Source organism: Aeribacillus sp. FSL W8-0870 (assembly GCF_037963755.1).
Lineage (GTDB): Bacteria > Bacillota > Bacilli > Bacillales > Aeribacillaceae > Aeribacillus > Aeribacillus composti.
Map to the genome: position 1 here is coordinate 113,235 of NZ_CP150165.1, position 12,932 is coordinate 126,166.

10 protein-coding genes are annotated in these 12,932 nt (G+C 39.5%); 8 read left to right on the forward strand and 2 right to left on the reverse strand.

The window, feature by feature from the left end; translation table 11 throughout:
• Positions 1 to 49: 49 nt before the first annotated feature.
• Positions 50 to 1,441 (reverse strand): G5 domain-containing protein, encoded by a 1,392-nt coding sequence (locus NSU02_RS00590; protein WP_339193798.1) that lies wholly within the window; start codon positions 1,439 to 1,441, stop codon positions 50 to 52.
• Between the two features lie 675 nt (positions 1,442 to 2,116).
• Here NSU02_RS00590 and NSU02_RS00595 point away from each other — a divergent pair.
• Together NSU02_RS00595 and NSU02_RS00600 are read left to right on the forward strand one after the other, a co-directional pair.
• Positions 2,117 to 2,584, forward strand: a complete 468-nt coding sequence (locus NSU02_RS00595; RefSeq protein ID WP_339193800.1) for a prepilin-type N-terminal cleavage/methylation domain-containing protein — start codon at positions 2,117 to 2,119, stop codon at positions 2,582 to 2,584.
• Entirely contained in the window at positions 2,577 to 3,080 is a 504-nt protein-coding gene (locus NSU02_RS00600; RefSeq protein WP_339193802.1) for a hypothetical protein, read from the forward strand. Before NSU02_RS00595 ends, NSU02_RS00600 begins: the two co-directional genes overlap by 8 nt.
• Before the next feature lie 140 nt (positions 3,081 to 3,220).
• Here the strand turns inward: NSU02_RS00600 and NSU02_RS00605 are convergent, their stop codons facing one another.
• Positions 3,221 to 4,450: an IS110 family transposase gene (locus tag NSU02_RS00605; RefSeq protein ID WP_027725928.1), complete on the reverse strand. Its 1,230-nt coding sequence runs from the start codon at positions 4,448 to 4,450 to the stop codon at positions 3,221 to 3,223.
• A 433-nt stretch (positions 4,451 to 4,883) separates the two neighbouring features.
• Here NSU02_RS00605 and NSU02_RS00610 point away from each other — a divergent pair, with 433 nt between their 5' ends.
• From NSU02_RS00610 to clpC, 6 genes are all read left to right on the forward strand, one after another.
• Positions 4,884 to 6,641: a hypothetical protein gene (locus tag NSU02_RS00610; protein ID WP_339193804.1), complete on the forward strand. Its 1,758-nt coding sequence runs from the start codon at positions 4,884 to 4,886 to the stop codon at positions 6,639 to 6,641.
• Positions 6,642 to 7,422: 781 nt separating this feature from the next.
• On the forward strand, positions 7,423 to 8,097 hold the full coding sequence (locus tag NSU02_RS00615; protein WP_242513753.1) for an MgtC/SapB family protein: 675 nt from the start codon (positions 7,423 to 7,425) through the stop codon (positions 8,095 to 8,097).
• Between the two features lie 241 nt (positions 8,098 to 8,338).
• Positions 8,339 to 8,800: a CtsR family transcriptional regulator gene (locus NSU02_RS00620; protein WP_339193807.1), complete on the forward strand. Its 462-nt coding sequence runs from the start codon at positions 8,339 to 8,341 to the stop codon at positions 8,798 to 8,800.
• A 14-nt stretch (positions 8,801 to 8,814) separates the two neighbouring features.
• Positions 8,815 to 9,363, forward strand: a complete 549-nt coding sequence (locus NSU02_RS00625; RefSeq protein WP_063387128.1) for a UvrB/UvrC motif-containing protein — start codon at positions 8,815 to 8,817, stop codon at positions 9,361 to 9,363.
• A 1-nt stretch (position 9,364) separates the two neighbouring features.
• Positions 9,365 to 10,453, forward strand: a complete 1,089-nt coding sequence (locus NSU02_RS00630; RefSeq protein WP_339193809.1) for a protein arginine kinase — start codon at positions 9,365 to 9,367, stop codon at positions 10,451 to 10,453.
• Positions 10,450 to 12,885: an ATP-dependent protease ATP-binding subunit ClpC gene (gene clpC, locus NSU02_RS00635; RefSeq protein WP_063387130.1), complete on the forward strand. Its 2,436-nt coding sequence runs from the start codon at positions 10,450 to 10,452 to the stop codon at positions 12,883 to 12,885. Before NSU02_RS00630 ends, clpC begins: the two co-directional genes overlap by 4 nt.
• Positions 12,886 to 12,932 lie beyond the last annotated feature (47 nt).

Genomic DNA, 12,932 nt, shown 5'->3' on the forward strand with positions numbered 1-12,932 from the left:
TGGCTTTATCATATTCATTCAGATTTCCTTTTCTCTAACGGCGTTGCCTTTATTTCACATATTCCGGCTCTTCCTCCACACTTTCCTCCATTAATTGCTTTTCGTATTCCTCTTCGCTTTGAAAACGGTCTTGCCCCATGCTTTCAGTCCCGTCGGTACCATTGTCCGTATTTATATCCTTTTGCTTCGTTTGGTCCGTATTTGTTGAATGATCAGCATTTGCATTACTAGGATCCGCTTGGCTACTATTCGTATTTGTATCGTCCGAATTCGTTTGGTCATTTTCGTTATTCGCATTATTATTTTGATTTTCAGAAGAAGGTAATGCTAATAAAATGATTTCAGGTACAGGCAAGTAAAAGTCAGTGCTAATCAACTCACGGGAAAGCTCCGCGCCGTTTTCGGCTACTGACACTCGGTATACTTCCACTCGCTGACCATTTACACCGTTTTGTATAACGCGCTTGCAGCATGGCTGTAAATCCTTTTTATAACGATAGATGGTGCGATAATGAATCTCTTCTTTATTTTCAATTTTGTATTGATATTTTGTTTTTTGAGGTGCGGACAAGATCGCCATTTTCAATTTTGATCCGTTTTTTTCAGCTTGAATTGTGTATATATAAGGTCCAGGATTTGAAATGACGAAATCTTTATCATCTGTTTGACTGACTTTTACTTCAATCCCTGCTTTTGAATAGGTCGGAATTACTCGCTGCGAATGGCGCTCAATAATCTCTACATTTGTTTGCAGGAGCAAAGAATACAGCATAGAAACGACGAAATTTCCATCATCCTCCCTAAAATAACTCACCTCATTTGCCACTTGCTGCAAAAACGAAAATGAATTTCCAGGTGTTATCTTTTTTCCATTTAATTCTTCTACTAACTCATCTAAAAAGATATAGTCTTTCGGAATTTTCCAGCTTGCTTCAGCAATTACATCATTTTGTTCGTTTGCATCTGTTAAAACCGCTTGAATGTTATGTTCTCCTAAATAAGAGGCCGTTGTTTCAATGTTGTCTATCGTTTTGACTTTATCAATATGGTTCGGCCATTCTGAAAGTTCTTCATCCGTTATATTCACTTTTACAACCAACGGCAGATCAACTGATTTTTTTTTAATAAAGAAGGCATACCACGGTGTTTTTGTTTTTTCGAGCAATTGATCCATCGTTTGATTCAGGTCATACTGAATATCTTCAGATGGAATGGTTAATATTTCCGTGGGTGATTCAATCGTCATATCACTTTGATTTTTCCACTCATTGATCTTATCTGATAAAATGTCTTTAGCTTCATCAACAGTCATTCCACCGACATCAATTCCTCCGACTGTAGAACCATCAGGAATTGTAAAGGCAGCGTTTGCGATATGGGGAGTTCCGAAACTAATGGTCGCAGCTGATATAGCGATTATGAAAGAAAAAAACAAAGCCATTAACCTTTTCATCCTGCTCATAAAGAACCTGCCTTTCTATGTATCATTTGTCTGATCAAGCTTAGAAGGCTGAAACCGGCAAATAAATATATATTACTAAGGTTGACTTTTCATTTCAATGCCAATATTCGGGATCTTTTAGAAGCGCGGTTGATTGCGCAAGGCTCCAGTTCCTTAGAGCTTGTTTCTTCATCGTATGGGTAAAAGAAGAAGTACAATTGATTTGTCTGATCCAGTCTGTAAAAATATAAAATTTTACAAAATAGGTAAAAAATACAGTTTCATTTAGTTAAAAAGACCTATTTTGGAGTAAAATGAAAGCAACGAAGATGAAATATTTTGTATAATAATAGCAAAATTACAGCAATTCATCCACAATAAAATGTAAAAAAATTGAATAAATAGTAAAAATATTATTTTTTTAGTCTAAAAGACCTTATTTTGAAGTAAAATAAAAGTAATAAATAATATATTTTTGTATAATTATAGCAAATTTAGGAGAGAGAAATTTTTACGGATTTAGTAAAAATGTTCCATATACTTACATTCTATTATTATGATTCGTTTAAGACAATGGTTTTTTAGTCAAAAAGTCCAATTTAAGAGGATATAGTTCCAATTCACTACAGCCATTGCGACTATTACTTAATATTTAAAAAAATGGGTGAATATTCTATGAGAATGAAGATTGTGAAGAAAATGGACGGGTTTACACTTGTGGAGATACTAATTTCTCTCGTCATTCTTTCCATCATTATTTTGGCATTTCTTAATCTTTTTGTTTTTACAAATAAAACAACTGTAGTAAACAATGATCAATTAGTGGCAATTCATCTGGCGAAATCAACAATGGAAAGAATTAAGATGAATCCTTTTTCTTATATTGATGAACCAGATAATGATCGCTTTAATCAGCCGCAAGTTTATACTGCTGACAGCTGCTCGAACCGTCCAGATCCCGATGAATGTGAACTTTTGTTTTCTCCACTTATAAATAATAAAACGTATGCAGTTCAAGTAACGGTCAGTCAAACTGCTAATGAAAAAGCGATTCGATTAATGAATGTACTTGTTGAAGTGAATTTACAAAATTCAAAAACACCCATTACTTCAAAGGTTGAAGGGTATGTGAGCTATGAGTAAAAAAATCATATCCTCTAGTAAAGGAATTACGTTAGTAGAAGTTCTTTCAGTGGTTTTATTGGGTTCTGTTATCGGACTGATCGCTTACTCTGTTCTTTTTAGCGGATTAAAAACATATGACCGTGCGATGGAAGAAGCAGCATTGCGCGATGAAGCAGATTATATACTCGCCCATTTAATTGATGAGCTGTTTGTGTTAAAGGTTAGTGAGATTAAGGAGCAGAAATTGCCGGATCCAAGCGGGAATTACTTTTTGATCAAAAATGACGGCAGCAAAATTGGTTTTGATCATGAACATTCACGTGTAGTGATTAATAACAAAGAATTGTCGTTAACAAACGGAAATATCGTGCTTTCTCGCGAATCAAAATTGATAGAAACTGAACGAGAAGATGTGTTTGAAATTTTGTTAGTTTTACAATCTGCTAAAACGCAGCAAACAATGAAACTGAAAAGTATTGTGAGCATTATTAATGATCGAAAAGTCCTGCGGTAATATGTCAAGGTGAAAAATCATAGAAATTGGAAATTCCCTTGTCCGATGATCCGAAAAAAGGCAATACTGAAGAAACCCAGTATTGGTACATGTAATAAACTGGGTCTAAAGGTTGATATTGGTATACCAGATCGATCCTCTTATCGATCTTCCCCCTTTCTTGGCGTGTAGATTTGACCGTTGCGTAGCAGCGCATCGATCACACGCACGAGTTTTCTAGCGGTGAGGACGAGGGCTCGTTTATGTTGGTGTTTGGGCACTTCCTCATACTTCTTCCGGTAGTACGCACGAAACGTCGCATCATGCCGTTGCACCGAGTTGGCAGCCTCCACTAGGTAGTAACGGAGATAGCGATTGCCGGAACGAATGAGGGAGGTGTCCTCGGCTTGAAAACGGCCCGATTGGTGCTTGGACCATGTCAAGCCGGCATATTTTGCCAAGGCGGCCTGGTTGTGAAACCGCTCGATTTGCCCGATTTCGGCCAGGATGCCTGCGGTATAAACCGGTCCGATGCCTGGGATGGTTTGCAGTGTGTTCGGAATGCCTTCAAGATGGCGGGTAATGGCTTTATCGAGCTCTTTGAGCTGCGATTGCAGGCTGCGGATTGATTGAATCGACAGCCCTAACAGCAAGTCGATGGAATCCTCGACACACTTGGACAACCGATACGACGAACGGGCCGCCTTTTGAATCGACTTGGCGATGCATTCCGGATCGGCAAAGCGATTGCGCCCTTTTTGGCGCAGGAAGTCGGCCAACTGCTTGACATCCATTTGGCAGATGTCATCGAGGCTCCACGACTCAAGCAGCAGTTCGAGAATGGCATGTCCGAAGATCGAACTGTCCACCTCTTGGGTAAAGGAACTGCATTTGTAAAACAAGTGCTGGAGAAAATACTGTTTCTCACGGGTTAACTGGTGGACGAGATGATATCGCATGCGTGTCAGTCGCTGAAGCGCGAGAAACTGCTCCTTGAGGACAGCCGTCATCTTCAGACGGCCGAAGCGAAGCCGATCCGCAATGATCCAAGCATCGATGTCATCCGTTTTCTCCAAGTCGACATAGGCTTCTTTAAACTTGCGAATGAGCTTTGGATTGATCGTAAACACCTTGACGTTCCAAGCCTGCAAGGCCTCCTGCTGGTGGAAAAACATAGCTGGATGCCAACTGTAGACCGAGGTGGCTTCCATCCCGATCAGAATTTCGGTTGGCTTTCGCTTGTTAGCCCACAGGAGGATTTGATCCCGAAGGAAGGTGGCGCCCAGAAGATGATTATCCACTTTGAAGCGTGCGCACGTATTTCCTTCATGATCCATAATGCAGGTGGCTAAGTCGCGTGAGCTCACGTCGATCCCGACGTAGAGTTTCATGAGATCACCTCCTATTGTTGTAGGATCGAGGGGTAGGACTCTTCGGGATGCCCCCGGATCGCGCCTGTTGACCAGTCACCCTCGCATATGAGAACTCACGTTGGACCATGGGCTGCCCTGGAAGCTGCTCCTTCCAGCATGGGGAAAACCAACGGGAACAGCCTGCGGGTTAGACGTCCAAACAGGGGCCGAGGAGACAGACTTTACAAGTAGTCAAAGCTACAGGAGTGAGAAGAGTATCCCCGATGATCCTAAGACCATTATCCAGGAACATTGCGAAAAGTCCAACCCCGGTACGCTGAACCCTTTGTGGGAGGGGCGCGCCCCTCCCACAAAGGCAACCACCCAAGATATGCGATTGTCAAGGAGCGTATCGGACTGGAAATTCGATAAAAAAACTTTCTGAAACTTAGTATACGAGGAGTGCAAAATAATGAAAATCTTAATGAATGAGAAAGGATACTCCTTGATCTTAACCATGTTGATCTTTTTACTATTTACAGTCTTGTCTGTTTCCGTTTTGACAGTTGCTTTATCTGGAGTGAAAAGAAATCAAACAAGCGAGGATTATGTTCAAGCTCGTGAATTAGCCAATAAAGGAATTGAACATATTACGAATCAGATTCAAAGCGATTTGAAAAATGAACTAGGAGAAGAAGGAATCACCCGCAGCGAGTTTATAACGAAATTAAATACGATTTTAAATCGCTATAAAGACGTGATAAATAGTGTTCACAATACTGGCGCAACTGGTGAATATCGAGTATATATACGAAATATAGAAAATGTAATAGAAAATGGTGAAGAAAACCCGCTAAAGAAGAAGATAACCTTTTTAAGCAGAGGATTTGTTGATGGCAAGGAAAAAACGGTTATTTCAGAAGTTGAAATTGGTGCACAATCTGTTTTGGAGACATTACATTATGCGCTCGGTGCCAACAAATTATGTAAAACTCCAAATGCCTGTATACCTGGTGAAGGAAATATGTTTTTGCACGGCGGAGTTTCGATCACAGGGGATATGAAGGTAGACGGGAATTTAATCATAACAAACCGCGGATATGCATATTTAAGTGGTGAGAAATGGATTGCGTCCGTTTACCCGAGCATTTTACCAACACAAGGAAAAGCAAACGCAAACTTACTACTTGGTGGAAATATTTTTACCTTTAATCATACCCCTCCATATGAACAACATATTACAACTTCTAATTTTGGAAGTTCTTATACAAAGCTAACAGATCGTATTGATGATGCTTTTTACAATCGGCAAGCCCCGGTTATTGTAAAAAGGCAGCCGATCCGTGATGACATTCAAATTCCTGCACAAAAATCGGTTTTTTATTATAAACATAATTCTCCCGGTGTAACGATCATAAAAGCTAATAATAGAATAATCTCAAACCAAAATCGCCCTAATGACAAAGTTTATGCGAGTCATGATGAATGTTTTTTTATATGGTGTAATGAGAAATACGATGGAAATTACACATTTACTGGGAATAATCTTTTTAAAAGCTTTGCCACTGCAGGTTCATTAACAATTCGCAATTCAAATAATCAATTCAGACAGACCACCTTTAAGGAGGGGGCCTATATAGAGAAAGATTTAACAATTGGCAACGGGTCTGATTCGTACAACCCAAATAATTATGACAAAATTCGGGTGGACGGCCCCATATTTGTGAACGGTGATCTGACGATTAGAGGGGCTGATGCGGAATTTAATTCTATTATGTATGTAATGGGGGATGTGACGATTGAATATTCGCGCATCAATGGATTAGGCCAAAACGGTTCGTTAATTATTTTTGCAAATGGAAATATAAACATTAGAAATAATAGCGTTAACCAGGATGAACCTAGTAATATTAAAGGGTTTTTCTATTCAGAACAAGCATTAGAAATGTTTGGAGTTGGTTCAAATATTCGTATAGAGGGAGGAATATCAGCGAGGCGCATTGTTTTAAATGCGATAAGAGGGCGTGCTAGTAATCGATATTTTGAGGGAGCACAAAGGATTACGAATAACGATTATTTTGAAGGTGCACAAAACCAAATAGGCAAGCTTTCTAGGCTGCAAATTATTTATGATCCGGAAATTATCAATACGTATGCAGATATAAAGTCTAGAGAGCCCGTTATTAAAAGCCTGGATCCGCCTAAAATTATTAATCGTGACATAGAATAAATACCTTTCATCTTATTTTTTTGCCGAAATGACCGCCGCCTCTAGTGTATAGCGAAGGCGGTGGAGGAATCGGCTTCTTTTTTAGCTTTTTGTGATGTTTTTCCGTTGCAATACTTTCCGTTATGATCATAAAATGAAAAATTAAGAAGTGACAGTCTAAAAGCCAATTTTTCGAGAAAATTGTCGAAAGCCGAAATGGATATTTTTGCTATTACAAAAACATCTTTAATTGATTTGAATGATGCAAACCGTTTTAATTAATCTGAGAAAAGCGATGGAGGCGAGATTTGCTTATCCTTGTAAAAAAGTATGGACGAAACAATTATTCGCTGCAATGCGGTTTGAGAAGCTCAAGCCTCTTTTATCCTCTTGTAAATGGAAATATACAACAAACAGAAGAAACAGCTTAAAACAGAACGAACAAAAACGACAAATTTACGAACAACTAAGAGCTCGCTTCTTCTGAAGATCCTCCACAGCTATTGCAATCAAGCTCGCTTTCTTTAAAACCTTCAATCGGAGTATAATTAATTGATCGCTACTTTAGAAACATAAACTGTTCCATTCTTGAAGCATATGAGCAGTGAAAGCTTCGTTTGATTTAAAAGCCAGCTCTAAATGTGCTTTTTTGTTTCATATCGCTCTTAGGCTCATACTCAAGAACGATTGAATATTGAGCACTGTTCATCGCATATAATGGGAAAGTATAATACTGTATCATTTCAAAATTCATATATGGCCAAAACAGAAAAAGTCATTTGGATGGTAAGGAGGAATGATAATGCCTGAGGAATGGCAAATTATGTTGATTCGCATTGTTTTAGCAGTCATTTTAAGTGGATTTATTGGCCTTGAACGAGAATTTAAACGGCATCCAGCAGGCTTTCGCACGCATTTGTTAGTTGGTGTCGGCTCCTGCATGATGATGCTGCTGTCTCTTTATGGCTTTGAAGAATATATGGATCGTTATGAAAATATTCGTTTTGACCCAGCAAGAATTCCTTCTTATGTCATTAGCGGCATTGGTTTTTTAGGTGCTGGAACGATATTAGTGAGAGGGGTTACGGTAAGAGGATTAACGACGGCAGCCTCGATTTGGGTTGTTGCAGGACTTGGCCTTGTTGTTGGGGCAGGAATGTATCCGTTGGCGATTTTTTCTACCTTGATTGTATTGTTAAGTTTGATCTTTCTCAATAAGGTGGAGGCTTTTTTTGCTGAGAAGTCAAGCAAAAAATGGATACAAGTTAATCTTCCAGAAGATGATTTGGTGGAATTTACTCGGAAACTTGAACAATTAAATATTTCTGTTTATAAAATTCATTTTACATTGTCAAAGCCAAAAGAAACTAAACATGCGAAGCGTTCATATTTACTTGAAATTGGCCTTCCAAAAGATGAAATGCCTGAAATCATAAACGAATTATTGAAATTTCAAGAAGTTAAAAAAGTTTTTTAAAGAGCGGGTTTTTTCCATATTGTAAATGGCAATATTATTAGTGAGCTTTTTTGTTGAAATGACACAAAAAAAAATTTATATTATAATTAAGGTCAAATATAGTCAAAGTCAAGTGACTAGTTGTTATCGTTTAGGAAATAAGCATTACGTAAACATCTTGCCTCCTATCCCTCAAGGATATTGCACATTTCTTGAGTGTTTTGCAATTCCAATCAAAAAGTTGAAGGAGGTGTTTTTCGAGGTGCGGAATATATCTGATATTATCGAGCAATATTTAAAGCATGTATTAGATTCAAGCGGAAAAGAAATTGTTGAAATTAAAAGAAGTGAAATTGCGGATAAATTTCAATGTGTTCCATCGCAAATCAATTACGTGATCAACACTCGTTTTACAATTGAACGGGGTTACATTGTCGAAAGTAAAAGGGGTGGAGGCGGTTATATCCGAATTATGAAAATTCGAATCAATGACCGTATCCAGCTGATCAATCAAATTTTAAATGCCATTGGTAAAAGGCTGTCACAATCGTCGGCGGAGGATATTGTTTTGAGATTGGCTGATGAAGAGGTTATTTCAGAAAGAGAAGCGAAAATTATGTTGAGCGTAATTGATCGGTCTGTTTTATATATTGATTTGCCTGATCGAGACGAATTGAGGGCAAGGATGATGAAGGCGATGCTCACCTCGTTAAAATACAAGTGAGGATGTGATGGACGATGATTTGTCAAGAATGTCATGAAAGGCCCGCTACTTTCCACTTTACAAAAATTATCAACGGCGAAAAGACTGAAGTGCATATATGTGAAAAATGTGCACAGGAAAAAAGTGATGTATTCATATTCAATATGAATCCAGGCTTTTCTATAAACAACTTATTGTCCGGATTATTAAATATGGACAGCGCCATTAGCAGCCAAGGGCAAAATGTTTTCAAGAAAAATCAGGTCATTCAATGTGAGAAATGTAATATGACGTTTGATCAATTTACGAAAATTGGTAAATTCGGGTGCTCCCATTGTTACAAAACGTTTTATCACCAAATTACCCCGATTTTAAAACGTGTTCATGGCGGGAATACAACTCACGGCGGTAAAGTACCGAAACGGACCGGTGGAAGTATTCATTTGAAAAAGCGCCTGAAAATGCTTAAACAGGAACTGCAAGAATTAATTGCGAAAGAGGAATTCGAAAGAGCAGCTCAAGTTCGGGATGAAATTCGGTCCATTGAAGCGAAGATAAATGGACGGAACGAAAGGGGAGTATGACATGTCCTTTCAAAAATTTATTCGTTCAGCCATGAGCCCTTGGATGAATCAAGAAGGACCTGATTCCGATATTGTGCTGAGCAGCCGAGTCAGATTGGCGCGAAATATAGAAAATATCAGCTTCCCTACCATTATGTCGAATGAAGAAGCCTTGGCTGTTTTAAATACATTTGAAGAATCATTTTCACAAAGAGTGTTTGACGGTTTAGGGACATTCGTGCTGCTGAAAATGAATGAACTTCAGCCTATTCAAAAACGCGTACTTGTAGAGAAGCATTTGATTAGTCCTTATTTAATGGAAGAATCAGCACTTGGAGGGTGCCTTTTATCTGAAAACGAAGAAGTGAGCATCATGATAAACGAGGAGGATCATATTAGAATTCAATGTTTGTTCCCGGGCCTTCAGCTAAAAGAAGCGTTGAAAATGGCAATGAATCTTGACGACTGGATTGAGGAAAAAGTTGATTATGCATTTGATGAACATAGGGGCTACTTAACTAGCTGTCCAACAAATGTCGGTACCGGCTTGCGGGCTTCCGTGATGATGCACCTTCCAGGACTTGTCTTAACACAGCAGATTAACCAAATTATACCTGCTATCAATCAATTAGGATTGGTTGTGAGAGGTCGGTACGGAGAAGGAAGTGAAGCGATAGGTAATATATTCCAAATTTCGAACCAAATTACGCTAGGCAAATCAGAAGATGATATTGTCGATGATTTAATAGGTGTTGTCGGGCAATTAATTGCTCAAGAACGGGCTGCAAGAGATGCTTTATATAAAACGAATCCGCATCATCTAGAAGACCGTGTATATCGTTCTTACGGCACTCTCAAATACAGCAGAATTATTCCATCGAAAGAAGCAATTCAATGTTTATCAGATGTGCGCTTAGGAATTGACCTGGGAATTATTCAAAATGTTTCACGCAGTGTTTTAAATGAGCTTATGATTTTAATTCAGCCCGGATTTCTGCAACAATATTCAGGAGGAGTTCTACGGCCGAATGAACGGGATATTCGCAGGGCAACATTAATTCGTGAAAGGCTTCAATTAGAAAGGAAGCAAAGGGAGGATGATGAACAATGATGTTTGGGAGATTTACGGAACGGGCGCAAAAAGTGCTTGCTTTAGCGCAGGAAGAAGCTGTACGCCTCGGACATAACAATATCGGCACAGAGCACATATTGCTTGGGCTCGTGCGCGAAGGAGAAGGAATTGCCGCTAAAGCGCTTCACGCTCTAGGATTAAGTCCAGAAAAAATCCAAAATGAAGTGGAAAGCCTGATAGGACGGGGACAAGAAATTTCGCAAACGATCCATTACACACCGAGAGCAAAGAAAGTCATTGAACTGTCAATGGATGAAGCAAGAAAATTAGGACATTCTTATGTCGGAACAGAACATATTCTATTGGGATTAATTCGAGAAGGCGAGGGAGTTGCTGCGCGTGTTTTAAACAATCTCGGAGTAAGCTTGAACAAAGCGCGTCAGCAAGTTTTACAGTTGTTAGGCAGCAATGAAGTATCCTCAAGCCATCAAGGAAGTTCGATGACAAACGCAAATACTCCGACGCTTGATAGTCTTGCGCGGGACTTAACGGCTGTTGCACGGGAGGGCGGACTTGATCCAGTCATCGGCCGAAGCAAAGAAATTCAGCGTGTCATCGAGGTTTTGAGCCGAAGAACAAAAAATAATCCTGTTTTAATAGGTGAACCTGGTGTTGGGAAAACTGCCATAGCAGAGGGACTTGCTCAGCAAATTGTGAATAATGAGGTTCCTGAAATTTTGAGAGATAAGCGCGTTATGACCCTTGATATGGGAACAGTTGTAGCTGGCACAAAATATAGAGGGGAATTTGAGGACCGCCTTAAAAAGGTAATGGATGAAATTCGCCAAGCAGGAAACATCATTTTATTTATTGACGAGCTTCATACACTGATCGGCGCAGGCGGGGCGGAAGGTGCAATTGATGCTTCCAACATTTTAAAACCTGCTTTGGCTCGGGGAGAATTGCAATGTATTGGGGCAACAACTTTGGATGAATACCGTAAATATATTGAAAAGGATGCTGCACTTGAACGGCGCTTCCAGCCAATCCAAGTCGACGAACCGTCCATTGAAGAGAGCATTCAAATTTTAAGAGGCTTAAGAGACCGATATGAAGCACACCACCGGGTATCCATTTCCGATGAGGCGATTGAAGCTGCTGTTAAACTTTCAGATCGGTATATTTCCGATCGGTTCCTGCCTGATAAAGCGATTGACTTGATTGATGAAGCAGGCTCCAAAGTCCGTCTTCGTTCATTTGCAACACCTCCGAATTTAAAGGAATTGGAGCAAAAATTAGAAGAAGTGCGAAAAGAAAAAGAAGCTGCAGTCCAAAGCCAAGAATTTGAAAAAGCAGCTTCATTAAGAGATACAGAGCAGCGGCTCAGAGAGGAATTAGAGGAAACGAAAAAATCATGGAAGGAAAAACAAGGTCAAGAAAATTCTGAAGTGACCGTAGAGGATATTGCAATGGTTGTTTCAAGCTGGACGGGAATTCCGGTTGTTAAACTTGCCCAAACAGAATCAGAGCGGCTTTTGAATCTCGAAGAAATTTTACACTCGCGCGTTATTGGTCAAGAAGAAGCTGTCACTGCAGTCGCAAAAGCTGTCAGACGGGCACGTGCAGGCTTAAAAGATCCGAAGCGTCCGATCGGTTCATTTATCTTCTTAGGACCGACAGGTGTAGGGAAAACGGAATTAGCCCGTGCATTAGCTGAAGCAATGTTTGGTGACGAAGATGCTATGATTCGAATCGATATGTCAGAATATATGGAGAAGCATTCTACGTCAAGGCTCGTTGGTTCGCCTCCTGGATATGTAGGCTATGAAGAGGGAGGACAATTGACGGAAAAAGTGCGCCGCAAGCCATACTCAGTCGTATTATTGGATGAAATTGAAAAAGCTCATCCAGATGTGTTTAACATTTTGCTGCAGGTGCTTGAAGACGGAAGACTCACAGACTCAAAAGGGCGTACCGTTGATTTTCGAAATACGATTTTAATTATGACTTCAAATGTAGGGGCAAGCGAATTAAAACGGAATAAATATGTCGGCTTTAATGTTCAAGACGAAAATGAAAATTATAAAGATATGAAAAACAAAGTGATGGATGAACTGAAAAAAGCATTTCGTCCTGAATTTTTGAACCGGATTGACGAAATTATTGTGTTCCACTCTTTAGAGAAAAAACATTTGAAAGAAATTGTTTCGCTGATGGCGGATCAGCTGACAAAACGATTAAAAGAACAGGATATAGAACTCGAATTAACGGATCGTGCAAAAGAAAAGCTGGCTGAAGAGGGCTTTGACTTAGAATATGGAGCGCGTCCGTTGCGGAGAGCGATTCAAAAATATGTCGAAGATCGCTTATCAGAGGAATTATTGAAAGGCACGATCTCGCAAGGTCAAAAAGTTGTATTGGACGTGCAAAATAATGAATTTGTCGTAAAAACTGCAGAAAAGGTTCAATAATCCAATGGGCATACTGCTTCACGTATGCCCCTCTCTTTCATTATATT

Bases quoted from the DNA above. Each gene is read 5' to 3' on its own strand.
- NSU02_RS00590 (WP_339193798.1), bottom strand. From the start codon at position 1,441: ATGGCTTTGTTTTTTTCTTTCATAATCGCTATATCAGCTGCGACCATT.
- NSU02_RS00595 (WP_339193800.1), top strand. From the start codon at position 2,117: ATGAGAATGAAGATTGTGAAGAAAATGGACGGGTTTACACTTGTGGAG.
- NSU02_RS00600 (WP_339193802.1), top strand. From the start codon at position 2,577: ATGAGTAAAAAAATCATATCCTCTAGTAAAGGAATTACGTTAGTAGAA.
- NSU02_RS00605 (WP_027725928.1), bottom strand. From the start codon at position 4,450: ATGAAACTCTACGTCGGGATCGACGTGAGCTCACGCGACTTAGCCACC.
- NSU02_RS00610 (WP_339193804.1), top strand. From the start codon at position 4,884: ATGAAAATCTTAATGAATGAGAAAGGATACTCCTTGATCTTAACCATG.
- NSU02_RS00615 (WP_242513753.1), top strand. From the start codon at position 7,423: ATGCCTGAGGAATGGCAAATTATGTTGATTCGCATTGTTTTAGCAGTC.
- NSU02_RS00625 (WP_063387128.1), top strand. From the start codon at position 8,815: ATGATTTGTCAAGAATGTCATGAAAGGCCCGCTACTTTCCACTTTACA.
- NSU02_RS00630 (WP_339193809.1), top strand. From the start codon at position 9,365: ATGTCCTTTCAAAAATTTATTCGTTCAGCCATGAGCCCTTGGATGAAT.
- clpC (WP_063387130.1), top strand. From the start codon at position 10,450: ATGATGTTTGGGAGATTTACGGAACGGGCGCAAAAAGTGCTTGCTTTA.